Genomic DNA, 24,328 nt, shown 5'->3' on the forward strand with positions numbered 1-24,328 from the left:
CCGTGCCACGGGTTCACGCACCGGTTGGACGCGGCGCGGCGGCGCCTCAGGGCTGGCGGGCCGGCCACGCGGCCACCGCGCGCTCGAACCACTCGGGCATCGTCCGCGCCGCCAGGGCCGGCAGGCCCAGGCGCTCGCCGGCACGGCGCAGCGCGGCAAGCGGGTCGCCCAGGTCCAGCGCCCGGGCGCCGTTCTGCTTGGACAGCTTCTCGCCGTTGTCGCCCAGCACCAGCGGGGTGTGCAGGTAGCGCGGGCGCGGCAGTCCCAGCAATTCCTGCAGCCGGATCTGCCGGGGCGTGTTGTCGGCCAGGTCCTCGCCGCGGACCACGTCGGTCACGCCCTGCCAGCCGTCGTCGACGACGACCGCCAGCTGATAGGCCCACAGCCCGTCGGCGCGCTTCAGGACGACATCGCCCACCTCGTCCGTCAGGTCCTGCGACTGCGGCCCGAGCCGGCGGTCCTGCCAGGCGATGCGCAGCGGCACCGGCGCCTCGCCCGCCTGACCGACCTGGGCCGTGCTGCGCAAGCGCCAGGCGCGCGCCGGCTTGCCGTGCAGGCCCTGGCGGCAGGTGCCGGGATAGACCAGTTCCCCGTGGCGCTCCCGCCGCCCGCCTCGGGCCGCGATCGCCTCGGCGATGTCCTTGCGCGAGCAGCCGCAGGGGTAGGCCCAGCCGGCGGCGACCAGCCGGTCGAGCGCCGCCTGGTAGGCCGCACCGCGCCGGGACTGCCACACCGGCGGCGCGTCCGGCAGCAGCCGCACCTGGGCGAGCTGCGACAGCACCATCGCATCGGCGCCGGCCGGACAGCGCGGCCCGTCGACGTCCTCGATCCGGATCAGCCAGCGGCCGCCATGCGCCCGCGCGTCGAGCCAGCTCGCCAGCGCGGCGACGAGCGAGCCCTCATGCAGCGGCCCGGTCGGCGACGGCGCGAAACGGCCGACATATCGGCCTGCGCGCCGGCCATCGCCGTGATCGCCGTGATCGACGCCAACATCGGCGGCTTGCGCCTCGCCGCTGCCCGAGCGCCCCGCATCGCTCACAGCAGCAGGCCCTCGTGCTGCTCCAGCAGCGAGCGCCGGGTCGCCTCGCTCTTGAGCCGCTCCAGCCACCAGGCCAGCGCCTTGGCGGGCCGGTGGCCGGTGTTGCGCCACGCGTAATGCATCGGCGAGATCCGCTTGCCCTGGAAGGTCTCCTTCCTCACGAGCCGACCGGCGTCGATGTGGCGGCGCACCATCGGCGTCGGCAGGAACCCCACGCCCAGGCCGCGCAACATGGCCTCCAGCTTGGTCGCCATCGAGGGCACGGTCAGCACCTCCTGCCCGGGCACCACCCCCACCGTCATCGGCGCGAGGCTGCGCGCCGTGTCCGCCACCGCGACGATGCGGTGGCGCGCGATCTCGGCCGAGGTCAGCACGCCCTCGAACTCCGCCAGCGGATGGTGCGGCGCGACGCAGAACACCATCTCCATCGGCCCCAGCACCTCGCAGACCACCGAGCTGCCCGGCGGCTGCGCGCTGGTGCCGATGGCCAGGTCGGCCTGGCCGGAGATCAGCGCCTCCCAGGTGCCCGACAAGACCTCGGTGCGCAGCTTCAGGCGGGTGGGCGGCGGCTTGCCGTCCTCCTTCTCCTGGTAGAAGGTCTCCATCAGGTCGAAGATCGCGCGCCGGGCGACCGCGTCGTCGAAGGCGATGGTGAGCTCGCTCTCCCAGCCGGTGGCCACGCGCTTGACCCGGTTCGCGACCGCGTCCATCTCCTGCAGCAGCCGCCGGCCCTCGGTCAGCAGCTCATGGCCGGCGGCGGTCAGCACCGCCTGGCGCGAGCTGCGGTCGAACAGCAGCACGTCCAGCGCCTCCTCCAGCTGCCGCACCGAGTAGGTCAGCGCCGACGGCACCTTCCCCATCTCCCGCGCCGCCGCCGCGAAGCTGCCGCTGCGCGCGATGCTGTCCATCATGGCCAGCGCCTCCGGCGTCAGCACCCGTCGTTTGTCTTGCTGTGACATTCCTTCATCTTATTTGAACGGTGGCTTCAAGCCCCCTCCCCCTCGGCAGAGGCCCTCATCCCTACAGTGAACCCATCGCAACACAACGGCCCGCCACCACAGGCCAGCAAAGGAGCATTCAAATGCGTGAAGTCATCAAGTCCTCGGACCGCGGTTATGCCGATCACGGCTGGCTCAAGAGCTTCCACAGCTTCTCGTTCGCGGACTACTACAACCCGCGCCGCATGGGCTTCGGCCCGCTGCGGGTGATCAACGAGGACCGCATCGCCGGCGGCACCGGCTTCGGCACGCACGGCCACCGCGACATGGAGATCATCAGCTACGTGCTGAGCGGCGAGCTGGCGCACCAGGACAGCATGGGCAACGGCAAGCCGGGCGGCGCGAACGCCGGCGTGATCCGCCCGGGCGACGTGCAGCGCATGAGCGCCGGCACCGGCGTGATGCACAGCGAGTTCAACCATTCCAAGGACGGCGAGACCCACTTCCTGCAGATCTGGCTGATGCCGGACCGGCAGGGCGTGACGCCCGGCTACGAGCAGAAGCACTTCGCCGAGGCGGACAAGCGCGGCCGGCTGCGTCTGGTCGCCTCGCCGGACGGCGCGCAGGACTCGGTGTCCATCCACCAGGACGCGCGCCTGTACGCCGGCCTGTTCAACGGCGATGAACGCGCCGAGCTGCCACTGGCGCCGGACCGGCTCGCCTACGTGCATGTCGTGCGCGGCCGGCTGAGCGTCAACGGCGAGGCGCTGGGCGCGGGCGACGCGCTGCAGCTGGCCAAGGAAGCGGCCATCACGCTCGAGGCCGGCGAGGACGCCGAGGTGCTGGTGTTCGACCTGCCGGTCTGACGCCCGCCGGCGGCGGGGCCGTCCCGGTCCCGCCGCGCACCCCGGCCTCTACACTCGCGCGATGCAATCGCTCCGACAACTGCTGACCGCGCTGCCGCTGCTGGACTGGGCCGCCCTGGGCCTGTACTTCCTGACCTGGGTCGCCTACGCCCACTTCTCCAAGCACCATGCGGAGGGGCAAGGTTCGCTGCTCGCGATCACGAACCGGGTGCGTCGCCAGTGGATGCTGCAGCTGACCTACCGCGAGATGCGGGTGCTGGACGGCGCGGTCAGCCAGGCGCTGCTATCGAGTCCGTCCTTCTTCGCGTCGACGACCATCCTGATCATCGGCGGCCTGCTGGCCGCGCTGGGCGCGAGCGAGCAGACCAGCGCGATGGTGCTGGAGCTGCCCTTCACGGTGAAGACCAGCACCCTGGTCTTCGACATCAAGCTGGCGCTGCTGACCGGCATCTTCGTCTACGCCTTCTTCCGCTTCACCTGGAGCATGCGGCAGTACACCTTCGGCGCGCTGCTGGTGGCCTCCGCGCCGGAGGCGGGCCAGTTCGAGCAACAGGGGCCCGAGGCCCGCGAGCAGTTCGCCGACCGCGCCGGCGCGGTCGTGGGCATGGCCGCCGAGGCCTTCAACGACGGGTTGCGCGGCTACTACCTGGCCTTCCCGGTCGTGGCCTGGTTCTTCTCGCCCTGGGCGCTGATGCTCGCCACGGCCGGCGTGGTCTACGTGCTGTACCAGCGCGAGTTCCGGTCCGAGGTGCTGGAGAAGCTGCGGGCCTGAAACAGGCGCGGGGCGCCTGGGCGCCCCGCGGTCGTTCCGGCGCCCGCCGGCGCGATCAGTGGACGACGCGTCCGAACGAGAACTCGCCCGGCTCGCCGCCGATGGCGTGCTCGACACCGACCGGGATCACGTCCTTTGGACCGAAGCGGCCCTGCAGGATCAGCTTGGACAGCGGGTTCTCGATGCGCTGCTGGATCGCCCGCTTGAGCGGCCGCGCGCCGAAGACCGGATCGAAGCCGACCTTGGCCAGCTCGTCGAGCGCCTCGTCGCTGACGTCGAGCTTCATCTCCAGCTTGTCCAGCCGCTGTTCCAGCTGCCGCAGCTGGATCTTCGCGATCGACTTGATGTGCGCCTGGCCCAGCGCATGGAAGATCACCGTCTCGTCGATGCGGTTGAGGAACTCGGGGCGGAAATGCGCCTTGACCTCGCCCCACACCGCGTCGCGGATCACCTCGTCGGACTCGCCCTGCAGCGCCATGATGTGCTGCGAGCCCAGGTTGGACGTCATCACGATCACGCAGTTCTTGAAGTCCACGGTGCGGCCCTGGCCGTCGGTCAGGCGGCCATCGTCCAGCACCTGCAGCAGCACGTTGAACACGTCCGGATGCGCCTTCTCGACCTCGTCCAGCAGCAGCACGCTGTAGGGCTTGCGGCGCACGGCCTCGGTCAGGTATCCGCCCTCGTCGTAGCCGACATAACCCGGAGGCGCGCCGATCAGGCGGCTGACCGAGTGCTTCTCCATGAACTCGCTCATGTCGATGCGGACCATGTGGTCCTCGCTGTCGAACAGGAAACCGGCGAGCGCCTTGCACAGCTCGGTCTTGCCCACGCCCGTCGGGCCCAGGAACAGGAAGCTGCCCAGCGGCTTGTTCGGGTCGGACAGGCCGGCGCGCGAGCGGCGGATCGCATCCGCCACCGCGACGATGGCCTCGTCCTGGCCGACGACGCGCTCATGCAGCTTCGCTTCCATCTGCAGCAGCTTGTCGCGCTCGCCCTGCATCAGCTTGGACACCGGGATGCCGGTCGCGCGCGAGACCACCTCGGCGATCTCCTCGGCGCCGACCATCGTGCGCAGCAGTTGCGGTACCGACTTGTCCTTGGCCTTGCCGGCCTCCTTGGCCTGGGCTTCGTTCAGGCGCTTCTCCAGCTCGGGCAGCTTGCCGTACTGCAGTTCGGCGACCTTGTTGAAGTCGCCCTTGCGCTTGAGTTCCTCGATCTGGAACTTGATGCGGTCGATCTCTTCCTTGACGTGCGCGGAGCCCTGGGCCTGCGCCTTCTCGGCGGTCCAGATCTCCTCCAGGTCGTTGTATTCGCGCTGGAGCTTGAGCAGCTCTTCCTCGATCAGCGTGAAGCGGCGCTGCGAGCCCTCGTCGGTCTCCTTGCGCACGGCCTCGCGCTCGATCTTGAGCTGGATCATGCGGCGGTCGAGCCGGTCCATCGCCTCGGGCTTGGAGTCGATCTCGATCTTGATCTTGGCGGCGGCTTCGTCGATCAGGTCGATGGCCTTGTCGGGCAGGAAGCGGTCGGTGATGTAGCGGTGCGAGAGCTCGGCCGCGGCGACGATGGCCGGGTCGGTGATCTCGACGCCGTGGTGGACCTCGTACTTCTCCTGCAGGCCGCGCAGGATGGCGATCGTCGCTTCGACGCTGGGCTCGTCGACCAGCACCTTCTGGAAGCGGCGCTCCAGCGCGGCGTCCTTCTCGACGTACTTGCGGTACTCGTCCAGCGTGGTGGCGCCGATGCAATGCAGCTCGCCGCGCGCGAGCGCGGGCTTGAGCATGTTGCCGGCGTCGATGGCGCCCTCGGCCTTGCCGGCGCCGACCATGGTGTGGATCTCGTCGATGAAGAGGATGATGCGGCCCTCGTCGGCGGCGACTTCCTTGAGCACGGACTTCAGGCGTTCCTCGAATTCACCGCGGAACTTGGCGCCGGCGAGCAGGCCGGCCATGTCCAGCACCAGGACGCGCTTGTCCTTGAGGGACTCGGGCACCTCGCCGTTGACGATGCGCTGGGCCAGGCCCTCGACGATCGCGGTCTTGCCGACGCCGGGCTCACCGATCAGCACCGGGTTGTTCTTGCTGCGGCGCTGCAGCACCTGGATCGCGCGACGGATCTCGTCGTCGCGGCCGATCACCGGATCGAGCTTGCCGGCGCGGGCGCGCTCGGTCAGGTCGAGGGTGTATTTCTTCAGCGCCTCGCGGTTGCTTTCCGATTCCTGGCTGTCGACCTTCTGGCCGCCGCGGACCGCCTCGATCGCGGTTTCCAGGGCCTTGCGCGTCAGGCCGTGGCCGCGCACGACGCCGGCCAGGTCGCTCTTCGCGTCGGCCAGGGAGAGCAGGAACATCTCGCTGGCGATGAAGTGGTCGCCGCGCTTGGCGGCCTCCTTCTCCGCGGCCTGGATCAGGCCGATCAGGTCGCGGCTGGGCTGGACCTGCTGGCCCTCGCCCTGCACCTGCGGCAGGCCGGTGAGGATCGCGTCGACGGCCGCCTTCAAGGCCGGCACCTTCACGCCGGCCCGCTCCAGCAGCGCCTTGGGGCCCTCGTCCTGGGCCAGCATCGCGCCCAGCACGTGGGCGGGCTCGATGTAGGGGTTGTCGCGCGTCACCGCGAGGCTCTGGGCCTCCGCCAACGCTTCCTGAAACCGGGTGGTGAGCTTGTCGACTCGCATGGGAAAAACCTCCGTTGCGACCCCAACTGGGAGTGTGTCCCCATATTTCAAGATGCCGGGATCGTGGCAAGGCGGGTGCCCAACGGCGGCAGGCGCTTCAGATCAATCTCTGCTCCAGCACCAAGCGGCCATCCGCCCAGTGCAAGCGGGTGGAAGCACCCTGCACGATCGACCACTGCGGCGCCACGTGGCCGATGTCCATGTCCACCAGCACCGGGCAGCTCAGGCCGCCGAGCGCGCGCCGCAGCGCATCGCGCTCGGTGAAGTCGCCGGCCGACGCGACCGCCTCCGGCACCGCGCTGCGCCCCAGGACCACGCCCGCCGCGTCCTCGAACCAACCCGCCAACCGCAGGCCATGCAGTGCCCGCGCCAACTCGAAGGGCGGCAGCTCGGCCACCTCGAAGAACAGGATCGGCCGCTCGCCGGCGCCGCAGGCGGCCCGGAACGCCCGGATGTCGCCGAACGGCGTGCCCGCCAGCCTCGACACCGAATCCAGGCAGCCGCCGATCATCCGGCCCTCGATGGTCAGCGGCCCGGCGCCATCGTCCAGCGCACGGACAAGCGTCCCCGGTGCCTGCGGCTGCGCCAGTTCGGCGCCGGCGCCACTGGCCCAGGCATCGAAGATCCGTGCCGACACCGCATCCAGCGCCGGATCGGCCAGCTGCATGAGATTCGGCCCATGCAGCGATGCCCAGCCCGCCCGGACCAGCAAAGGCAGCTGGATCGTCGACAGGTCCGAGAAGCCGCTGAACCACTTGGGCGGCGCCGCACGCAGGCGGTCGAAGTCGAGGTGCTCCAGCACCTCGATGGCCAGTTCCCCACCCCAGGGCGGGATGACCGCCGCGACCGTGGGGTCGAGCAGCGCCGCCATCAATTCCGCCGCGCGCTCGGGACCACTCGCGCTCGCGCCCTGCTCCTGCCGGCGCAGCGAGCGGCCCTCGCGGACCTCGAACCCCTTGCCGCGCAGCAACGCCAGCGCCGCATCGAGTCGCTCATGCATCGCGGGCCGGACGCCGGACGACGGCGCCATCACCGCGACGGTGTCCCCCGGCCGCAACGCGCGAGGGAAACGCGGGCGCCCGGCGCTCACGGCGTTGGCTGCGTTCAAGGTGCTTGCAGCGCTCATGCCGAAGTCAGCATCTGCATGAGCTTGAGCCCCGCTGCGGCCGCGGCCAGCGCACCGACGACATGCGCGGCCGAGTGCGACAGCGCCATCAGGAACTCGCCGCGCTGCAGCAGCGACAGCGATTCGCCCGAGAACGAGGAGAAGGTGGTGAGGCCGCCCAGGAAACCAGTGACCAGCAGCAGCTTGAGCAGGTCATCGGGATAGCGGCCGAACCACTCGAGCGCCATGCCGATCAGGAAGCCGCCGACCAGGTTCACCGCCAGCGTGCCCAGCGGAAAGCCCTGCCACTTCGTGTTCAGCCACAGGCCCGCGCCCCAGCGCGCCAGCGCGCCGCCCGAGGCCCCGACGGACACCGCCGCCACTTGCAACCAGCTCATCGACCATTCCCCTCCACATGGATGCCCCACCGGGCGAGCGCCTCGTCGTCGGCGACGCGGGCGTCGACCCAGCGGGCGCCGTCCGGTCCGTGCTCCTTCTTCCAGAACGGCGCCTGCGTCTTCAAGTAGTCCATCAGGAACTCGCAGGCCTGGAAGGCCTGGCCGCGATGCCGCGCGCTGACCAGCACCAGCACGATCTGCTCACGCGGCCGCAGCGGGCCGACGCGGTGAATGACGCGCGCGCCCCGGAGGTCGAAGCGGCGGAAGGCCTCGTCGATCATGGCCTCGATCGAGGCCTCGGTCATGCCGGGGTAATGCTCCAGCTCCATCAGCGACACCGGCGTCCCGTCCGCGCCGTCGCGGACCGTGCCGACGAAACTGACGACGGCCCCGACGCCACCATCCGCGGCGCGCAGCGCGAGCGTCTCGGCGCTGAGGTCGAAGTCTTCGGTCTGGACGGTGACGCGCGGCGTCGCGGCGGGCGAGTTCATCCCGCCATTCTGGCCCATGGCCCGCGGCGCCCACCGGCCCGGCAACCGGCCACCGGGCGGGCAGCGGCGCAGGCGCGTTCCTGGGGAAAACCCACCCCACCGCATCCCCCATCCGATCGATGCGCGTACCGCACCCGCCCTCTAGCTTTGAACCTGGAGTGCGCCGCGCTCCGGCCCGCCGCGCCGATGCGGCCCTGCAGGAGCATTCATGTTCGGTCTGACCCTTCTCGGCGCCGTGCATACGGCCTTCGCGCTGGTGGCCCTCGTGGCCGGCTACGCGATGCTCTTGCGCCACGGCCGCATCGACGGCGCGTCCACCTGGGGACGCCTCTACGTCTGGTGCACCGTCGTCACCTGCCTGACGGCCTTCGGCATCTTCCGGCACGGCGGTTTCAACATCGCGCACACGCTGGCCATCGTCACCCTGGTCACGCTGGCGATCGCCGCCGCCGCAGCCCGCACGCGCTTCCTCGGCGGCTTCTCGCCGTACGCGGAAACACTGGGTTACTCCGCCACGCTGTTCTTCCACATGATCCCGGGGCTCAACGAGACCTTCACCCGCGTGCCCGTCGGCGCGCCGCTGTTCACCGGCCCCGACGACCCGGCGCTGCAGAAGGCCATCGGCGTGGTGCTGCTGCTCTTCCTGATCGTCATGGCGGCGCAGGCCTGGCGCATCCGCAAGGGCCCCGCGGCCGCACGGCAGCCGCATCCCGCCTGAGCGCAGCCGCCAAGCCTGAAGCGCCCATCGGCGAGCCTGTACGAATGGATAGGTCGTCTGGACGATCAGACGATGGCCGGGGCCGGGTGGGCACGGATACTCGGCGCTTCCCCTCCTCCCGCGCGCCGGCCGCGCCCTCACCATGTCCACGCCCAAGACCGTCCTGGCCCTGCGCCACCTGGCTTTCGAAGACCTCGGCCTGCTCGCGCCGGTGCTCGAGGCGCGCGGCTTCACGCGCTTGCTCACGCGGGACGCCGGCGTGGACGACCTGCGGGACGTGGACCTGGACGCGGTCGACCTGCTCGTGGTGCTCGGCGGCCCGATCGGCGCGTATGACGACGCGCTGTATCCGTATCTGAACGACGAGCTCGCGCTGATCCGCCGGCGCCTCGCCGCGCGGCGGCCGCTGCTGGGCATCTGCCTGGGCGCGCAATTGATGGCGCGGGCGCTCGGCGCATCGGTGCGGCCGATGGCGCATGGCCGCAAGGAAATCGGCTTCGCGCCGCTGACCTTGACCGATGCCGGCCACGAATCGCCGCTCGCGCCGCTGTCACATGGCCAGCCGGTGCTGCACTGGCACGGCGACCAGTTCGAGATTCCCGCCGGATGCGCGAGCCTCGCGACGACGCCGCTGTGCCCGCATCAGGCCTTCGCGGTCGAGGACTTCGCGCTCGCCCTGCAGTTCCATCTGGAAAGCGATCCGGCGCGGCTGGAGCAATGGCTGATCGGGCATGCCGGCGAACTCGCGCAGGCGCGCGTCCCGCTGGATGCGCTGCGCAGCGACGCGAAGGCGCACGGGCCGGCGCTGCGCGCGGCTTTGGGCGATGTGATGGACCGCTGGATGGCGGGCTGGCGCGGCCACGCCTGACGCACCGGTCGGGCAGACCATCCACCGAGGCCTCCAACGACGCGCTGCGGGTGCATCATCTGCAGCGCCGGCATCGTCCGCATCGCCGGCATCAGGCGCATCGCCGCTCGGGCGCGCCGGCGGACAGCGCTCGCAGCGCGCCCAGCGAGCGCAGCGTCTTCAGGCCGAGGTCGCGCCAGTGCACCGTCGGCTGAGCCGCGAACAGGTCCGCGCCGCCGGCCAGCGCGTTGGGCAGCAGCGAAAGCAAGGGGCTCGGGCCCTCGTCCGCCGTCTGCACCAGCCGGTAGCGCGCCAGCACCTGCCGGTCGTCCTCGACCTTGACGATCAGCCCCGCCGCCGGGCCGCTGCGGTCGGCGCGCGACTGCCACAGCGCCGCCGGCAGCGACTCGCGGATCGCCACCGCCTCGAAGGCGCGGCGCCAGTCGGTCGAGGCCGCGAGCGACGCGCGCAGCAGCGGCTCCAGCCAGTGCGGGTGGGTCGGCATCGGCCCCGCGTAGAGCACCGGCGCGCTCAGCACCGGTGAGCCCTCGAGCAGCGCCAGCCGACGCGATGTCGACAGGCAGTGGCCGCTGTCGCGATCGACCAGCTCGGTCGCGATGAAGTAATGCGGCAGCCGGTCGTACCAGACGCGACGCATCGCGTAGGTCCAGGCGCCGTGCAGCGCGAGGCGGTCGCCGAGCCGCTCCATCAGCCGATGCTCGTGGGCCAGGGCCCAGATCTTCAGCGGGATGAAGGGGCGCTCACCGAAGCCGCCGGCCAGGGGACGGCCCTTCGAAGCGAGCCGCAGCTCGCCGCGCGCGTCGAAGCCCAGTTCGGCATCGGCCCCGTCGAAGGCTTCCTCGATGACGACTTGTTGCCCGGCCAGCGTCGACAGCGGCAGCCGCTCGACGCTGGGGCCCGTGGGGTCAGGCAGCGGGCTCGGGCCCGCAGGGGTCGCCGCGCGCGCCGAGGGCGGCAGCGGCAGGGAGATGAGATGCATGGATCCGTCGGCCTGTCGCGTTGTTGGCGCGAGCAGGACCTCATGAGGTCAGGGGACCGACGGGGAGCGGAAGGTGGCGCGCCATGCGGCACCGGCATCAGGACCGGTGGGGGCATCGCGGCGAAGGAATCGGAAGGATCCGGACAGCCGTCGGCGATCAGCGAAGGGTGAACGTCGGGTTCTTCATCGGGCACCTCCTGGATGGCAAAGAGGTTGAGGGAGCGCGCGGGCGGTGGGCCTCGGCGGCGTGGGCGCGATTCTTCCACCGCGGCGATGACGGCGTCAACCGCGCGTGACGCCCCTGCTCGCCGCAGGGCCGGGGACGCGGCCACGACGGCCGCGCGGGCTCACTTGCCCTTCTTCTGCACCAGCTTGGCGTAGTCCGCCTGCAGCTTGGTCATGAAGTCGACCGTCGCGCGGAACTGCTGCTCGTGGAAATCGATGAGCTTCTGGAACTCGTCGGCCGCGACCTCGAAGGGCGTGCCCGCCGCGCGCATCGATTCCATGATCGCCTTCTGCGACGCGAGCACCGTGCTCCACGCCGCGTAGTTCTGCTCGAACGCCTTCTTCGACTGCTCGAAGAAGGTCTTGGCGAGTTCGACCTGGGCCTGCTGAATCATGAGATCTCTCCTGTTGAGCGTGTTGTCGAGCCAGCGCCCGGGGCGGGCGTGCGGGCAATGCTACAGGGGACGCGGCCCGCGCGGGACCGCCGGCGCTCAGGGCATGAGCCGGTAGCCGACGCCGGTCTCGGTCAGCAGGTGCCGCGGGCTGGCGGGCTCGGCCTCCAGCTTCTGGCGCAGGTTGCCCATGTAGACGCGCAGGTAGTGGTTCTGCTCGACCTGCGACGGCCCCCACACCGCCTTCAGCAACTGGCGGTGCGTCAGCACCTTGCCGGCGTTGCCGATCAGGTGGCTGAGCAGGCGGTACTCGATCGGCGTCAGGTGCACGTCCTGCGCCGCGCGGCGCACGCGGCGCGCGGCCAGGTCGACCTCGACCTCGCCGAAACGGAACACCGGGTCCTGCTGCTCGCTGGCCCGCGCCTGGCTGCGGCGCAGCGCGACGCGCACCCGCGCCATCAGCTCGCCGACGCCGAAGGGCTTGCTCAGGTAATCGTCGGCGCCATGGTCCAGCGCGGCGATCTTGTCGTCCTCCGCGCCGCGCGCGGACAGCACGATCACCGGCACCTGCGACCAGGCGCGCAGGTCGCGCAGGAAATCCTGGCCATCGCCGTCCGGCAGGCCCAGGTCGAGGATGACCAGGTCCGGCCGCCGGGTGCCGGCGTCGATCAGGCCCTGGCGCAGGGTGCCGGTCTCGTGCACGGACCAGCCTTCGCCTTCCAGGGCCAGCCGCACGAAGCGGCGGATGTTCGGTTCGTCCTCGACGATCAGCGCGATCGGCTGCGGCTCGCTCACGGCAGCGGTTCCCCGTCTTCTTCGAAGGCCGGCAGCGCCGGCGATTGACCCAGGCGCAGCGAGAGGCTGAAGCGCGCCCCGCCCTGCGGCGTCGCGCGCTCGGCCCGGATGCTGCCGCCGTGGGCCTGCATGATGGCACGGCAGATCGCCAGCCCCAGGCCGACGCCCGGCAGGTGCGACTCGGCATGGCCGCGCGCGAATTTCTCGAACAGCGCCTCCTCGCGACCGGGCGGCAGCCCCGGGCCGTTGTCCTCGACGGACAGGCGCATCTCGCCCTCGCCCGCCTGCAGCGCGCGCGCGTCGCCGATCGCGCGCGCGATCACGCGGATCTCGCTGCCCGGCGGCGTGTACTTCGCCGCGTTCTCCAGCAGGTTGACCAGCACGCGCTCGATCAGCACCGCGTCCAGTTCCACCATCGGCAAGGTCGCCGGCACGTCCAGGACGACGCGATGTCGCGCCAGCGTGGTCCCCATCAGCTGGAGGCTGCTGCCCACCACCTCGTCCACCGGCTGCCATTGCCGGTTGAGCTTGAGCGCGCCGCTCTGCAGCCGCGCCATGTCCAGCAGGTTGTGGACCATCGCGTTGATGCGCAGCGACTGCTGCTCGATCGCCCGCGCGGTCTCGGCCGCGCCGGCATCGAGCTCGCGCCGGGCCAGCGTCTCGGCCAGGCCCTGCAGCGCCGCCAGCGGCGTGCGCAGGTCATGCGACAGCGCCGACAGCAGCGAGTTGCGCAGCCGTTCCGACTCGATCTGCAGCAGCGCCTGCTGCGCGACCTCGACGTAATGCACCCGCTCCAGCGCCTGGCCGGCGATGCGCGCGGCGGTCTCGAGCTGCGCGCGGCGCTCGGGCAGCAGCAGCGTGCGCGCGTCGCCGGGGCGCAGCGCCAGCACGCCGCGGGTGCGCATCGGCGCGCGCAGCGGCAGGTAGAACCACTGGCTGCCCGGCAGCGTATCCGTGCCCAGTCCCGCCGCCTGCTCGTGGTCGAGCGCCCAGCGCGCCGTGCCCGCGTCGGAGCGCTCGCCCGGCGGCAGCGCCTGCTCGGTGGGCGACGGCTGCAGTCGGTCGTCCTCGTCGAGCACGTGCAGCAGCGCCTGTCCGCCGAATTGCTGCGCGATCTGCTGCTCGGCCGTCGCCACCACCTGCTCGGTCTGCAGCGCGCCGGCCAGCTCGCGGGTGAGCTCGAACAGACCGCGCGCCCGCGCCTCGCGCTCGGAAGAGACGCGCGCCTCGTAACGCAGCCCCGCCGTCAGCTGCCCGGTGACCAGGCCGACGGCCAGCATGACCGCGAAGGTGATCACGTATTGCACGTCGCTGACCGCCAGGCTGAGCCGGGGCGCGACGAAGAGGAAGTCGAACAACGCGACGCTCAGGAAGCTCGCCAGCACCGCCGGCCCGCGGCCCCAGCGCATCGCCACCCCGACGACGCCAAGCAGGAACAGCATGACGATGTTGTCGTTGGCGATCCGGTGCGACAGCGGCCAGCAGGCCAGCGCCACGCCCACGCAGGCCAGCGTGGCCCAGAGGTAGCGACGCGGCGCGGCGCCGAAGCCGGGGCCGCGCTCGTCGGCGCTGCTGCGCTGCGTGGCCGATGCGCCGACCTGGATCAGGTCCAGCTCCGGCGCGGCGCCGCCCAGGCGGGCCGCCACACCGCGGCGGCCCCAGCGCCGCGACGAGGGCGCGCCGCGGCCCATCAGCAGCTTGGACAGGTTGTGCTCGCGCGCGTACTCGGCCAGGGCCGGCGCCGGGTCCTGCCCCGCCAGCACCGCCGTCGTCGCGCCCAGGTCCTGGGCAAGCCGCACCGCGCGCAGGGTGCGCTCGCGCCGCGCATCCGGCAGCCGGTGCAGCGCCGGCGTCTCGACATGGATCGCATGCCAGCTCACCGCCAGCTGCTGCGCCAGCTGCGCGGCGCTGCGCACCACCGATTCCGCCTCGTCGCCCGGTCCGATCGCGCAGAGGATGGCCGCCTCGGTCTTCCAGACCGGCGCGATGCGCTCGTTGCTGCGCCAGGCCTGCACATCGTCCTCGACGCGATCGGCGGTGCGGCGCAGCGCGAGCTCGCGCAGCGCCATCAGGTTGCCCTTGCGGAAGAAGTGCTGGCCGGCGCGCTCGGCCTGCGCGCCCTGGTAGACCTTGCCGGCCTTGAGCCGCGCGAGCAGCTCGTCGGCGGGCGTGTCCACCAGCACCACCTCGTCCGCGCGGTCGAAGAAGGTGTCGGGCAGCGTCTCCTGCACCCGCACCCCGGTGATGCCGCCGACGACGTCGTTCAGGCTCTCCAGGTGCTGGACATTGACCGTGGTGTAGACGCTGATGCCGTTGGCCAGCAGCTCCTCGACGTCCTGCCAGCGCTTGGGATGCCGCGAGCCGGCGACGTTGGAATGCGCCAGCTCGTCCACCAGGATGAGCGCGTCCGGCTGGCCGCGCAGCCGCTCGAGCGCGCCGTCGAGGTCGAACTCCGGCAGCGTGCGGTCGCGGTAGGCCACCTGCTGCATCGGCAGCCGCGGCAGGCCGTCGAGCAGGGCGGCGGTCTCGGCGCGGCCATGGGTCTCGACGACGCCGACCAGCGGCGCGCGGCCCTGCCCGGCCAGATGCCGCGCCGCCTGCAGCATCGCGAAGGTCTTGCCCACCCCGGCCGAGGCGCCGAAGTAGATGCGCAGGCGACCGCGCGACGCCGCCTCTTCCTGCTGGCGGAGCTGCGCCAGCAGGCTGTCGGGGTCAGGTCTCTCGTCGGGGGCGCTGGGCATCGGGCGATTCTCTCCCTGGATGGCGGGCCGCGGCGGTCAGAAGGTCCGGGAGACGCTCAGCACGACGCCCGTATCGCCCAGCCGTTTCGCGCGCTGCGCCGCGCTGTCGCCCGCCTGGTAGAACGCCGGGTCCGCGTCGGTGCCGACGACGGTCAGCGCCAGCGTCAGGCCCCCGAGCTCCGGCAGCGCCTTGCTGACCGAGAGCTTCCAGTCGGTGTAGGACAGCTCGCCGTAGCGGCGCACCCACAGGCGGCCCAGGTGCAGGCCGGCGCTGACGCCCTGCCCCAGCTCGAGCCCGTAGTTCAGGTCCAGGTAGGCCGTGCCGCGGGACGAGCCCTGGGCGGGCAGCGGGCTGAAGTAGGCATAACCGGCGGTGGCGCCGTCCAAGCCGAAGTAGTCGGTCGCGGCGACCGAGAGCTTGGCCGAGAACGCGCCGGCGGTGACGGCGGCGTAGACGTCGACGTTGTCGTACTTGTGCGCGCTCGGCTGGCCCGGCGCGGCGTTCAGGCGCGCGCCGGGATAGACGTAGGCCAGCGCGCCGAGGTCCAGCGTCACCGCTTCCGCCAGCGGCAGCCTGTAGCCGCCGTACAGGTCCCACTCCAGGCCGGCGCCGTTGTTGTAGCTGTTGCCGGAGACGCTCGAGGCCCAGGTGCCGGCGTACAGGCCGCTGGCGTGGGCGTAGTCGAAGCCGGCCTGCACGGCCGGGCGCTTCCAGGTCTGGCTGATGCCGCGGAAGCGGTAGTCGGACACGAAGGCGACGTTGCCGGTGAATGTGTGCTCCGGTGTCGGAGCCGGCACCGCGGCGGGCGCCTCGCCTTCGGCGCGCGCGGCGGCGTGCAGGCAGCAGGACGAGATCAGGATCAGGGACAGCAGTCGGATCTTCATGACATTCAATGAGCGGATGGCGCCTTGTCGAGAGCGAGGTTGAGCTTGAGCACGTTGACGCGCGGCTCGCCGAGCACCGCCAGGTCGCGGGCCTCGGTGTTCGCCTGGATCAGGCGCTGGACGGCCTCGACCGGCAGGCCGCGCTCGCGCGCGACGCGGGCGGCCTGGTAGCGGGCGGCGGCCATGCTGATGTGCGGATCCAGGCCGCTGGCCGAGGCGCTGACCAGGTCGACCGGCACCGGCGCGCGGTTGTCCGGGTCGGCGGCCTTGAGCGCCTCGACGCGCGCCTTGACCGCGTCGACCAGCGCCGGGTTGGTCGGTCCCTGGTTGGAGCCGCTGGAGCCGGTCGCGTTGTTGGCCATCGGCGCGGTGGCCGACGGACGGCCCCAGAAGTAGCGCGGCGACGAGAAGCTCTGGCCGATCAGCTCGGAGCCGATCACGCGGCCGTCGCGCAGCACGAGGCTGCCTTCGGCCTGGAACGGGAACAGCGTCCTGGCCACGCCGGTGACCGCGGCCGGGTACAGCAGGCCGGTGACGGCGCTGAGCAGCGCGAAGCCGACCAGCGCCGGACGCAGCATCTTGAGAGTCGAATTCATGGTGAGTTCCTCCGCGTCACACGAGACGCAGCGCGACCAGCAGCAGGTCGATCGCCTTGATGCCGATGAAGGGCACGATCAGGCCGCCCAGGCCGTAGATCCACAGGTTGCGCCGCAGCAGCGCGGCCGCGCCGATGGGGCGGTAGGCCACGCCCTTCAAGGCCAGCGGGATCAGCGCCACGATGATCAGCGCGTTGAAGATGACCGCCGACAGGATCGCGGACGCCGGGCTGTGCAGGCCCATCACGTTGAGCGCGGCCAGCTGCGGGTACACGCCCAGGAACATCGCCGGGATGATGGCGAAGTACTTCGCGACGTCGTTGGCGATCGAGAAGGTGGTCAGCGAGCCGCGCGTCATCAGCAGCTGCTTGCCGGTCTCGACGATCTCCAGCAGCTTGGTCGGATTCGAATCGAGATCGACCATGTTGCCGGCCTCCTTCGCCGCCTGCGTGCCGCTGGCCATGGCCACCGCCACGTCGGCCTGCGCCAGCGCGGGCGCGTCGTTGGTGCCGTCGCCAGTCATCGCCACCAGCCGGCCTTCGGCCTGGTAGTCGCGGATCAGCTTGAGCTTGGCCTCGGGCGTCGCCTCGGCGAGGAAGTCGTCGACGCCGGCCTCGGCCGCGATCGCCGCGGCGGTGAGGCGGTTGTCGCCGGTGATCATCACCGTGCGGATGCCCATGCGGCGCAGCTGCGCGAAGCGCTCCTTGATGCCGCCCTTGACGATGTCCTTGAGCTCGACGACGCCCAGCACCCGCGCGTGGCCGTCGGCCAGGTCGGCCACCACCAGCGGCGTGGAGCCGCGGCGCGCGACCTCCTCCGCCACCGCGGTGACCTGCGCCGGCATCTGGCCGCCGTGCTGCTCGACGAAGCGACGGATCGCGTCGACCGCGCCCTTGCGCAGCTGGCGCTTGGGATGCTCGGGATCGCCGAAGTCGACGCCGCTCATGCGGGTCTGCGCGGTGAACGGCACGAAGTGCGCCTGCAGCGCGGCCAGCTCTCGCTCGCGCAGGTTGAAGCGCTGCTTGGCCAGCACGACGATGCTGCGGCCCTCGGGCGTCTCGTCGGCCAGCGAGGCCAGCTGCGCGGCGTCCGCCAGCGCCTGCTCCGGCAGCGCGGGCGCCGGCAGGAAGGCGCTGGCCTGGCGGTTGCCCAGCGTGATCGTGCCGGTCTTGTCGAGCATCAGCACGTCGACGTCGCCGGCGGCCTCGACCGCGCGGCCGGAGGTGGCGATCACGTTGGCCTGCATCAGCCGGCTCATGCCCGCGACGCCGATGGCCGACAGCAGGCCGCCGATGGTGGTCGGGATCAGGCACACCAGCAGCGCCACCAGCGCGGTGATCGACACGACGGTGCCGGCGCCGGCCGCCTCGACCGCGAACAGCGAATACGGCAGCAGCGTCACGGTCACGACCAGGAACACCAGCGTCAGCGCGACCAGCAGGATGGTGAGCGCGATCTCGTTGGGCGTCTTCTGGCGCTTGGCGCTCTCGACCATCGCGATCATGCGGTCGAGGAAGGCCTCGCCCGGATTGACGGCGATGCGCACGACGACCCAGTCCGACAGCACCCGCGTGCCGCCGGTGACGGCCGAGAAGTCGCCGCCCGATTCGCGGATCACCGGCGCGGACTCGCCGGTGATGGCGCTCTCGTCGACGGAGGCGACGCCCTCGATGACCTCGCCGTCCAGCGGCACCAGGTCGCCGGCTTCGACCAGCACGACGTGGCCCTTGCGCAGTTCCTCCGAGGCCACCGGATGCCAGGACGAGCCATGGCGCGGCGCTTCGAGCTTCTTCGCCCAGGTCTTGGCCTTGAGGCCGCGCAGCGAGGCGGCCTGCGCCTTGGAGCGGCCCTCGGCCAGCGCCTCGGCGAAGTTGGCGAAGAGCACGGTGAACCACAGCCACAGCGCGATCGCGAGCATGAAGCCGGGGCCCTCCGCGCCCGCCAGCGCGGGCTGGGCGAAGCTCGCCAGCCACAGGCCGGTGGTGAGGAGGCTGCCGGCATAGACGACGAACATCACCGGGTTGCCCAGCTGCACCGACGGCGCGAGCTTGGCGAAGGACTCGCCGATGGCCGGCTTCACCAGCGCGGGATCCCACAGGCCGCCGTTCCCGCCGGAACGTGACGGTGCCGGGGGTGGATCGTGCGGTGCCGGACCGGAGGGCGTGGCGCCGCCGAGGACCTCGGCGCGCGTCGAGGTCGGCACCGAAGTCGGCGCCGAGGGGTGAACTGTCTTGAGGGGTTGGGTCATGTCAGGCTCCGAAGCTTCACTTCCAGAGCATCAGGTGCTCGACGACGGGGCCGAGCGCGAGCGCGGGCACGTAGTTCAGCAGGCCGACCAGGAGGACGGTGCCGATGAGCAGGACGACGAACAGCGGGCCGTGCGTGGGCAGCGTGCCTTCGCCGACGGGGATGCGCTTCTTGGCGGCCAGGCTGCCGGCGATGGCCAGCACCGGCACGATCACCAGGAAGCGGCCCAGCCACATCGCGATGCCCAGCAGCGTGTTGTAGAAGGGCGTGTTGGCGGACAGGCCGGCGAAGGCGCTGCCGTTGTTGTTGGCCGCGGAGGTGAAGGCGTAGAGGATCTCGCTGAAGCCATGCGCGCCGGGGTTGGCGATGCCGGCCTTGCCGTCGCCCGACAGCACCGCGATCGCGGTGCCCGCCAGCACGACGATGGGCGTGACGAGGATGGCGACGGCGCTCATCTTCATCTCGAAGGGCTCGATCTTCTTGCCCAGGTACTCGGGCGTGCGGCCGATCATCAGGCCGGCGATGAAGACGGCGAGGATCGCGAAGATCAGCATGCCGTACAGGCCGGTGCCCACGCCGCCGAAGACGACCTCGCCCAGCTGCATCATCACCAGCGGCACGGCGCCGCCGATCGGGGTGAAGCTGTCGTGCATCGCGTTGACCGCGCCGCAGGAGGCGGCGGTGGTGACGACCGCGAAGAGCGCGCTGGCCGAGATGCCGAAGCGGGTCTCCTTGCCTTCCATGTTGCCGCCGGCCTGCAGCTCGGAGGCCTGCAGATCGACGCCCTGCGCGGCCACCAGCGGATTGCCGGCCTGCTCGGCGGGCGTGGCGACCAGCACACCGGCGATGAACAGCGCGCTCATCGCGGCCAGGATCGCCACGCCCTGACGGCGATCGCCGACCAGTTGGCCGAAGCTCAGGCACAGCGCCGCGGGGATCACGAAGATCGCCACGATCTGCAGCAGGTTGGTCAGCGGCGTCGGGTTCTCGTAGGGATGCGCGGAGTTGGCATTGAAGAAGCCGCCGCCGTTGGTGCCCAGCATCTTGATGGCCTCCTGCGACGCGACCGGGCCCATCGCGAGCTGCTGTTCGCCGGTGCGTTGGTGCTCCATCACGGGCTGGCCCTGGGCGTCCTTGAGCGGCTGGCCGCCGGCGTCGAGCTTGGGCGTCTGGTAGTCCTGGGCTTCGATCGTCTGCACGGTCTTGTAGCCGTCGAAGTTCTGGATCACGCCCTGCTGGACGAAGACGACCGCGAGCAGGAAGGACAGCGGCAGCAGCAGCCAGAGGGTGCAGCGGACGATGTCGGCCCAGAAGTTGCCGACGTGGCCGGACAGCCGGGAGGCGAAGCCGCGGATGAGCGCGAACACCACGGCGATGCCGGTCGCGGCGGACAGGAAGTTCTGCACCGTCAGCGCCAGCATCTGGGTGAGGGTGCTCATCGTCGACTCGCCGCCGTAGCCCTGCCAGTTGGTATTGGCGACGAAGCTGATGGCGGTGTTGAAGGCCGAGTCGGGCGTCACCGCGCCCAGGCCCTGCGGATTGAGCGGCAGCACGCCTTGCAGGCGCTGCAGCGCATAGACCGCGAGCACGCCGATGAAGTTGAAGACCAGCAGCGCGACGGCGTACTGCTTCCAGCCCATGCCTTCATCGGGCCGGATGCCGGCCAGGCGGAACAGCGGGCGCTCGATGGCGGCGATCCAGCGCGGCACGCGGCCCTGCGCGAGCGCGGTGATCCAGCGGGCGAGCGGCCAGGCCAGCAGCAGCGTGACGGCGAGGTAGAGGGCCAGGTTGGCCCAGGCGAGGTTCGTCATGTCAGAACTCCTCGGCGCGCCAGAGCGCGATCAGGAGATAGACGAACAGACCGGCGCTGAGGAGTCCGGTCAGCCAGTAGAGCGCGTTCATGGCCTGCTCCCCAGCCGGTCACTGGCGACCGCCAGCCCGATAGCGACGAGGAACAGGACCACGCTCAATCCGAGAAAGAGTGCATCCATTTTTTTGAGGTCCCATGCCCTCTGGATTGAGGGCGGGATGGGATGGATGGACTCTAGGAATCAGCGGGTCAAGGGCGTGTAGAAGGTCGGGGCCCGGGTATCAAGATCTCATCAAGAAGACGGTTTGGCCGCCACCACCGGCCACAGCGCATCGACCGGCCGCTCCAGCACCCGCGCCGCGACGGGATGGAACGCGGCCGGAGCCAGCCGGCCGTCGCGGACGGCCCCGGCGAGCCAGCGCTCGATCGACCCGCCCTGCTCCACCCATCGGTCCTGCCGCAACAGGCCGTAGAGCCCGGCGGCGATGACGTGCATGCCGTCATCGGCCTTGCGCCAGCGGTCGGCCGGATTGCGGGCGACGCCCAGGGCCTCGCTGATCAACTGGTCCAGCGCCTGGACCAGGTCCTCGTTCACCAGGCCCTCCAGCGTCGTGTAGCCCCAGCGCGGATCGTGGTCCCGCACGATGCGCATGATCAGCGGATCGCGCTCGAAGGCGGCCAGCGCGGCGGTCGCGGCGGGGCCGTCCATCGGCACCGGCGGATGGAGCATCTCGTGCGCGGCAATGCGGACGGTGGTGGCCGTGTCGTAGTCCGCCGATTGCAGGAAGGTCTGCCCCTGCACCTTGATGCCGTGCGGCTTCGCGAACTGCAGCAGCACGATCTGGATCTCCGGATCGAAGCGCCGGCCGGTCAGCTTTTCCTGCCAGGCGATCACGTCGAAACCGGCCAGCGCGCGGCCGACCTCGGCGATGCGGCGCTCCAGGTCGCCGATCCGCTCCTTGCGGAAGGCCGCGAAGCCGGCATCCCGCAGGCCGACCAGGATCGCCTCGATCCGCGGCGCCGCGCGCTCGAACCAGGCCCAGTCGGCGTCGCTCCAGTAGCTGCTCGCCCGATAGCTCGGGAGGATGGCCGTCCGCCGTGACCGCAGCGCGGTCAGCAAGGTGTCGAGCGTGGCGTCGTTGCCGTCGGCCGAGAACAGCACCTGCAGGTTGGGGCCGAGCAGGCCGAAGCCGTCCTTCGTCGCTTCGTTCCACAGCCGCGCCACGTCGTCCCGGACCGCCGCCGGCAACCGCGGCGAAAAGGCGGCGGCATCGGCTGCATAGAAGTCCAGGTAGAGCTGCGTGCCCGACAGCGGACCGAGGAAGGCGATCGCATCGGCGCCTTCGGAGCCGCGCACCCGCCACCGGGTGCGATTGGGCTTGGTCTGCGCTCGCGCGCGCAAGGCGGGCAGCAGGGACGCGAGGCCCACGATCGCGGGCGCGGAGAGCAAGGTGCGGCGTTTCATGCCGCGATGCTAGGTGGCCGGCCTCGCCCGCTCTTGAACGGACTTAACCCACGAGCCGCTTCGGTGTCTGGCCCGTCAGGGCGACGATGGCGCGCGTGAAATGGGCCTGGTCCGCGAAGCCCGTCTCGGCGGCAAGCGCCGCCAGCGATCCGCGCCAGCCGGGCAGCCGGCGCAAGGCCTGCAGCGCACGCAGCTCCAGGCGGTATCGCTTCGGGCTGATGCCGTAGGCGAGACGGAAGCCTCGGCTGATCGACTGCGGCGCGAGGCCCATCGCATCGGCCCAGTCGGCGATGCCGAGCGCCGGATCGTCCGCCAGCGCCTCGGCCAGCAGGTCGGGCCAGTCCTGGAGCCTGGACTTCACGGGACGAAAGCTGCGCCGCAGCAGATCGGCGGCCTGGACCGGATCCCGCTCGGCGAGGCGGGCGATCGCGTCAACGTCGTCGACATGGCCCAGCGCGTCGCCTCGGGCATCGCTCGAGGCCACCGCGGGCCAGCCCATTTCCGCGATCGGCAGGTTCAACACCCGCGCCCCGCGACCGGAGAACTCGTTGCGATGCGATTCATGCGCCCCGTGGCACACGGCCTGGCCGGCCTCGACGCGGAGCCGGCCCCGGTCGCCGGCTTCCACGTATCCGCCCTCCAGCACGAGCGCGACATAGCCGTGATCGTGGCGGTGCCGGGGCATCCGCTCGAAGGCGCTGTGCATGGAGATCACGGTCGTCATGGGCTGTCCCTCTGGCCAGATCGCAAATCGCGGCGCCGCGCAGCGGACGGCCGAGGCGGTGGAGTATCGCCGCCCGCTCCCGCGCGTGGACAATCGCCCGATCGCCGCCCCCGTCACGCTCACCCGTCACGCTCACCCGTCACGCCCGCCTCGCCATGACCGCTCGCACCGTCCCCGCCGACCGTCCGCAGACCCGCGGCGAAGAGATCGCCAATGCCATCAGCCACGGCCTGGGCGCCCTGCTGGCCGTGGCCGCCCTGCCCATCCTCGTGACGCGCGCGATGGGGCACGGCGAGGTCGCGGACGTGGTGGCCGCCGCGATCTTCGCCTCCACCGGCATCCTGCTGTACGGCATCTCCACGCTGTACCACGCGCTGCCGGCCTCCCTGGCCAACGGCCGGGTCAAGGCCTGGCTGATGCGCCTGGACCACGCCGCGATCTACGTGTTCATCGCCGGCAGCTACACGCCCTTCACCCTCGGCGTGCTGCAGACGGGCCCCGGCGTCACGCTGCTGGTCGCCGTCTGGGCCGCCGCGGCCTTCGGCGTGACGATCAAGCTGCTGAACCGGCTGCGCCACCCGCTGGTGTCCACCGCCCTGTACCTGGCCATGGGCTGGGTGGTGGTCTTCGCCATCGGCCCCCTCGTGGAGCGCACGCCCGGCCCGGGCCTGGCGCTGCTGGTGGCCGGCGGGCTGAGCTACACGCTGGGCGCGGCGGTCTTCCTGCTCGACAACAAGCTGCGCTACGCGCATTTCGTCTGGCATCTGTTCGTGCTCGGCGGCAGCGTCTGCCACTTCTTCGCGGCGCTGTTCTACGCCTACCGCTGAGGACCGCGCCCGGCCAGCGGCCGGCGGCCGCGGCGCGGCGCGCTCAGGCCTTCACCTTCGCCAGGTGGCTCGCCAGCATCCCGGCGGTGATGCGCGCGACCTCCTTGGGCTTGAGGCTCTCGTCGAAAAGCATCTCCACCGTCGCGTAGATCAGCTCCACGACGATGCGGCTCGCCAGCTTGAGCTCCGCGCGCCGGGCCCCGGGCAGCGCCTGCACCAGCAGCTGGGTCTGCGCCTCGGTCACCGCCGCGTGCGAGGCCAGCCGCACCTCCTGCAGCGCCGGCACCGCCCGCATCGCCCGCATGATCCACACGCCGCCGGCGGTCGCGCGCGTCGCCTCGTAGGTGTCCAGCAGCAGGCCCGCCAGCGCCTGCTCCAGCGCCGGCACGCCGCCCTGGATCACCGCCACCGACATCCACTTCGCGACGCATTCGTTCTGGCGCTGCATCAGGCGCTGGCCCAGCTCATGCAGCAGCGCGTACTTGTTGGGGAAGTAGCGGTACAGCGCCGGCGGCGACACCCCGGCGCGCTCGCACACCAGGTTGGTGGAGAGCCGCTCCACGCCCACCTCGATCAGGGTCTGCGCCGCGGCCTCGAGCACCCGCTCGTAGGTCTCGGCGGCGCGCTGCTGCGCCGGCAGCTTCTTGGCCGCGAGCGCTGGCGCGGCGGTCGTGGGCGTGGGCGGAGGAGCGGCGGTCTTGCGGCGGGCAGTGGGCATGGGAATCGAAATGGCGAGGCAACGGCAGGAAGGCTGCGGGATTGTTCCAGGGCGCGAGGCA

At 71.2% G+C, this 24,328-nt stretch carries 23 protein-coding genes; 5 read left to right on the forward strand and 18 right to left on the reverse strand.

Going from position 1 to position 24,328, the window contains the following annotated elements; all coding sequences use genetic code 11:
* Positions 1-46: 46 nt before the first annotated feature.
* Positions 47-1,039 carry a tRNA glutamyl-Q(34) synthetase GluQRS gene (gene gluQRS, locus FHT38_RS11815; RefSeq protein ID WP_183491879.1) on the reverse strand — a complete coding sequence of 331 codons (993 nt, stop codon included), beginning with the start codon at positions 1,037-1,039 and terminating at the stop codon, positions 47-49.
* Entirely contained in the window at positions 1,036-1,998 is a 963-nt protein-coding gene (locus FHT38_RS11820; RefSeq protein ID WP_091733716.1) for a LysR substrate-binding domain-containing protein, read from the reverse strand. Before FHT38_RS11820 ends, gluQRS begins: the two co-directional genes overlap by 4 nt.
* 122 nt (positions 1,999-2,120) lie before the next feature.
* Between FHT38_RS11820 and FHT38_RS11825 the strand changes: the two genes are divergently transcribed.
* Together FHT38_RS11825 and FHT38_RS11830 are read left to right on the forward strand one after the other, a co-directional pair.
* Complete coding sequence (locus tag FHT38_RS11825; protein ID WP_183491880.1) at positions 2,121-2,843, forward strand: pirin family protein; 723 nt, start codon at positions 2,121-2,123, stop codon at positions 2,841-2,843.
* Between the two features lie 61 nt (positions 2,844-2,904).
* Positions 2,905-3,615, forward strand: a complete 711-nt coding sequence (locus FHT38_RS11830; RefSeq protein ID WP_091733712.1) for a DUF599 domain-containing protein — start codon at positions 2,905-2,907, stop codon at positions 3,613-3,615.
* Between the two features lie 55 nt (positions 3,616-3,670).
* On the opposite strand, the gene clpB is transcribed toward FHT38_RS11830, so the two are convergent.
* The 4 genes from clpB to FHT38_RS11850 all read right to left on the reverse strand — a co-directional run bounded on the left by clpB (position 3,671) and on the right by FHT38_RS11850 (position 8,277).
* A complete protein-coding gene (gene clpB, locus FHT38_RS11835) occupies positions 3,671-6,283 on the reverse strand; it encodes an ATP-dependent chaperone ClpB (RefSeq protein WP_091733710.1) in 2,613 nt (870 codons plus the stop codon).
* A 97-nt stretch (positions 6,284-6,380) separates the two neighbouring features.
* Complete coding sequence (locus FHT38_RS11840; RefSeq protein WP_183491881.1) at positions 6,381-7,409, reverse strand: S66 peptidase family protein; 1,029 nt, start codon at positions 7,407-7,409, stop codon at positions 6,381-6,383.
* Positions 7,406-7,786 (reverse strand): fluoride efflux transporter CrcB, encoded by a 381-nt coding sequence (gene crcB / locus FHT38_RS11845; RefSeq protein ID WP_183491882.1) that lies wholly within the window; start codon positions 7,784-7,786, stop codon positions 7,406-7,408. The genes FHT38_RS11840 and crcB overlap by 4 nt, the downstream gene beginning before the upstream one ends.
* Positions 7,783-8,277, reverse strand: coding sequence for a molybdenum cofactor biosynthesis protein MoaE (locus tag FHT38_RS11850; protein ID WP_183491883.1), 495 nt, complete (start codon positions 8,275-8,277; stop codon positions 7,783-7,785). The genes crcB and FHT38_RS11850 overlap by 4 nt, the downstream gene beginning before the upstream one ends.
* 208 nt (positions 8,278-8,485) lie before the next feature.
* Here FHT38_RS11850 and FHT38_RS11855 point away from each other — a divergent pair, with 208 nt between their 5' ends.
* The gene (locus FHT38_RS11855) at positions 8,486-8,995 is read left to right on the forward strand and encodes a hypothetical protein (RefSeq protein ID WP_183491884.1); all 510 of its coding nucleotides are present in this window, start codon (positions 8,486-8,488) and stop codon (positions 8,993-8,995) included.
* A gap of 142 nt (positions 8,996-9,137) precedes the next feature.
* Positions 9,138-9,863 (forward strand): glutamine amidotransferase, encoded by a 726-nt coding sequence (locus FHT38_RS11860; protein ID WP_183491885.1) that lies wholly within the window; start codon positions 9,138-9,140, stop codon positions 9,861-9,863.
* A 91-nt stretch (positions 9,864-9,954) separates the two neighbouring features.
* Here the strand turns inward: FHT38_RS11860 and FHT38_RS11865 are convergent, their stop codons facing one another.
* The 11 genes from FHT38_RS11865 to FHT38_RS11915 form a co-directional block, all read right to left on the reverse strand.
* On the reverse strand, positions 9,955-10,842 hold the full coding sequence (locus tag FHT38_RS11865) for an RNA ligase family protein (RefSeq protein ID WP_183491886.1): 888 nt from the start codon (positions 10,840-10,842) through the stop codon (positions 9,955-9,957).
* Between the two features lie 347 nt (positions 10,843-11,189).
* Positions 11,190-11,462 (reverse strand): hypothetical protein, encoded by a 273-nt coding sequence (locus tag FHT38_RS11870; RefSeq protein WP_147241639.1) that lies wholly within the window; start codon positions 11,460-11,462, stop codon positions 11,190-11,192.
* A gap of 96 nt (positions 11,463-11,558) precedes the next feature.
* Complete coding sequence (gene kdpE / locus FHT38_RS11875; RefSeq protein WP_147241638.1) at positions 11,559-12,254, reverse strand: two-component system response regulator KdpE; 696 nt, start codon at positions 12,252-12,254, stop codon at positions 11,559-11,561.
* Positions 12,251-14,995 carry a DUF4118 domain-containing protein gene (locus FHT38_RS11880; protein WP_183491887.1) on the reverse strand — a complete coding sequence of 915 codons (2,745 nt, stop codon included), beginning with the start codon at positions 14,993-14,995 and terminating at the stop codon, positions 12,251-12,253. Before FHT38_RS11880 ends, kdpE begins: the two co-directional genes overlap by 4 nt.
* Before the next feature lie 36 nt (positions 14,996-15,031).
* The gene (locus FHT38_RS11885) at positions 15,032-15,880 is read right to left on the reverse strand and encodes a TorF family putative porin (RefSeq protein ID WP_183491888.1); all 849 of its coding nucleotides are present in this window, start codon (positions 15,878-15,880) and stop codon (positions 15,032-15,034) included.
* 5 nt (positions 15,881-15,885) lie between these two features.
* Positions 15,886-16,476, reverse strand: a complete 591-nt coding sequence (gene kdpC, locus FHT38_RS11890; RefSeq protein ID WP_147241470.1) for a potassium-transporting ATPase subunit KdpC — start codon at positions 16,474-16,476, stop codon at positions 15,886-15,888.
* A gap of 16 nt (positions 16,477-16,492) precedes the next feature.
* Positions 16,493-18,724, reverse strand: a complete 2,232-nt coding sequence (kdpB, locus tag FHT38_RS11895) for a potassium-transporting ATPase subunit KdpB (RefSeq protein WP_183491889.1) — start codon at positions 18,722-18,724, stop codon at positions 16,493-16,495.
* Positions 18,725-18,740: 16 nt separating this feature from the next.
* Positions 18,741-20,534 carry a potassium-transporting ATPase subunit KdpA gene (gene kdpA, locus FHT38_RS11900; protein ID WP_183491890.1) on the reverse strand — a complete coding sequence of 598 codons (1,794 nt, stop codon included), beginning with the start codon at positions 20,532-20,534 and terminating at the stop codon, positions 18,741-18,743.
* A 1-nt stretch (position 20,535) separates the two neighbouring features.
* A complete protein-coding gene (gene kdpF, locus FHT38_RS11905) occupies positions 20,536-20,625 on the reverse strand; it encodes a K(+)-transporting ATPase subunit F (RefSeq protein ID WP_091733683.1) in 90 nt (29 codons plus the stop codon).
* Positions 20,626-20,825: 200 nt separating this feature from the next.
* The gene (locus FHT38_RS11910) at positions 20,826-21,998 is read right to left on the reverse strand and encodes a hypothetical protein (protein WP_183491891.1); all 1,173 of its coding nucleotides are present in this window, start codon (positions 21,996-21,998) and stop codon (positions 20,826-20,828) included.
* Between the two features lie 43 nt (positions 21,999-22,041).
* Entirely contained in the window at positions 22,042-22,722 is a 681-nt protein-coding gene (locus tag FHT38_RS11915; protein ID WP_183491892.1) for an AraC family transcriptional regulator, read from the reverse strand.
* A gap of 155 nt (positions 22,723-22,877) precedes the next feature.
* On the opposite strand from FHT38_RS11915, the gene FHT38_RS11920 reads away from it, so the two are divergent.
* Positions 22,878-23,549, forward strand: coding sequence for a hemolysin III family protein (locus FHT38_RS11920; RefSeq protein WP_147241475.1), 672 nt, complete (start codon positions 22,878-22,880; stop codon positions 23,547-23,549).
* Between the two features lie 43 nt (positions 23,550-23,592).
* Here the strand turns inward: FHT38_RS11920 and FHT38_RS11925 are convergent, their stop codons facing one another.
* Positions 23,593-24,267 carry a TetR/AcrR family transcriptional regulator gene (locus tag FHT38_RS11925; protein WP_183491893.1) on the reverse strand — a complete coding sequence of 225 codons (675 nt, stop codon included), beginning with the start codon at positions 24,265-24,267 and terminating at the stop codon, positions 23,593-23,595.
* Between the last annotated feature and the right edge of the window lie 61 nt (positions 24,268-24,328).

This window comes from Mitsuaria sp. BK041 (assembly GCF_014193085.1).
GTDB lineage: Bacteria > Pseudomonadota > Gammaproteobacteria > Burkholderiales > Burkholderiaceae_C > Roseateles.

Coding starts and splice junctions, on each gene's coding strand:
- FHT38_RS11820 (WP_091733716.1), bottom strand. CDS start 1,998: ATGTCACAGCAAGACAAACGACGGGTGCTGACGCCGGAGGCGCTGGCC.
- FHT38_RS11825 (WP_183491880.1), top strand. CDS start 2,121: ATGCGTGAAGTCATCAAGTCCTCGGACCGCGGTTATGCCGATCACGGC.
- FHT38_RS11830 (WP_091733712.1), top strand. CDS start 2,905: ATGCAATCGCTCCGACAACTGCTGACCGCGCTGCCGCTGCTGGACTGG.
- clpB (WP_091733710.1), bottom strand. CDS start 6,283: ATGCGAGTCGACAAGCTCACCACCCGGTTTCAGGAAGCGTTGGCGGAG.
- FHT38_RS11840 (WP_183491881.1), bottom strand. CDS start 7,409: ATGAGCGCTGCAAGCACCTTGAACGCAGCCAACGCCGTGAGCGCCGGG.
- crcB (WP_183491882.1), bottom strand. CDS start 7,786: ATGAGCTGGTTGCAAGTGGCGGCGGTGTCCGTCGGGGCCTCGGGCGGC.
- FHT38_RS11850 (WP_183491883.1), bottom strand. CDS start 8,277: ATGAACTCGCCCGCCGCGACGCCGCGCGTCACCGTCCAGACCGAAGAC.
- FHT38_RS11855 (WP_183491884.1), top strand. CDS start 8,486: ATGTTCGGTCTGACCCTTCTCGGCGCCGTGCATACGGCCTTCGCGCTG.
- FHT38_RS11860 (WP_183491885.1), top strand. CDS start 9,138: ATGTCCACGCCCAAGACCGTCCTGGCCCTGCGCCACCTGGCTTTCGAA.
- FHT38_RS11865 (WP_183491886.1), bottom strand. CDS start 10,842: ATGCATCTCATCTCCCTGCCGCTGCCGCCCTCGGCGCGCGCGGCGACC.
- FHT38_RS11870 (WP_147241639.1), bottom strand. CDS start 11,462: ATGATTCAGCAGGCCCAGGTCGAACTCGCCAAGACCTTCTTCGAGCAG.
- FHT38_RS11880 (WP_183491887.1), bottom strand. CDS start 14,995: ATGCCCAGCGCCCCCGACGAGAGACCTGACCCCGACAGCCTGCTGGCG.
- FHT38_RS11885 (WP_183491888.1), bottom strand. CDS start 15,880: ATGAAGATCCGACTGCTGTCCCTGATCCTGATCTCGTCCTGCTGCCTG.
- kdpC (WP_147241470.1), bottom strand. CDS start 16,476: ATGAATTCGACTCTCAAGATGCTGCGTCCGGCGCTGGTCGGCTTCGCG.
- kdpB (WP_183491889.1), bottom strand. CDS start 18,724: ATGACCCAACCCCTCAAGACAGTTCACCCCTCGGCGCCGACTTCGGTG.
- kdpA (WP_183491890.1), bottom strand. CDS start 20,534: ATGACGAACCTCGCCTGGGCCAACCTGGCCCTCTACCTCGCCGTCACG.
- kdpF (WP_091733683.1), bottom strand. CDS start 20,625: ATGAACGCGCTCTACTGGCTGACCGGACTCCTCAGCGCCGGTCTGTTC.
- FHT38_RS11910 (WP_183491891.1), bottom strand. CDS start 21,998: ATGAAACGCCGCACCTTGCTCTCCGCGCCCGCGATCGTGGGCCTCGCG.
- FHT38_RS11915 (WP_183491892.1), bottom strand. CDS start 22,722: ATGACGACCGTGATCTCCATGCACAGCGCCTTCGAGCGGATGCCCCGG.
- FHT38_RS11920 (WP_147241475.1), top strand. CDS start 22,878: ATGACCGCTCGCACCGTCCCCGCCGACCGTCCGCAGACCCGCGGCGAA.
- FHT38_RS11925 (WP_183491893.1), bottom strand. CDS start 24,267: ATGCCCACTGCCCGCCGCAAGACCGCCGCTCCTCCGCCCACGCCCACG.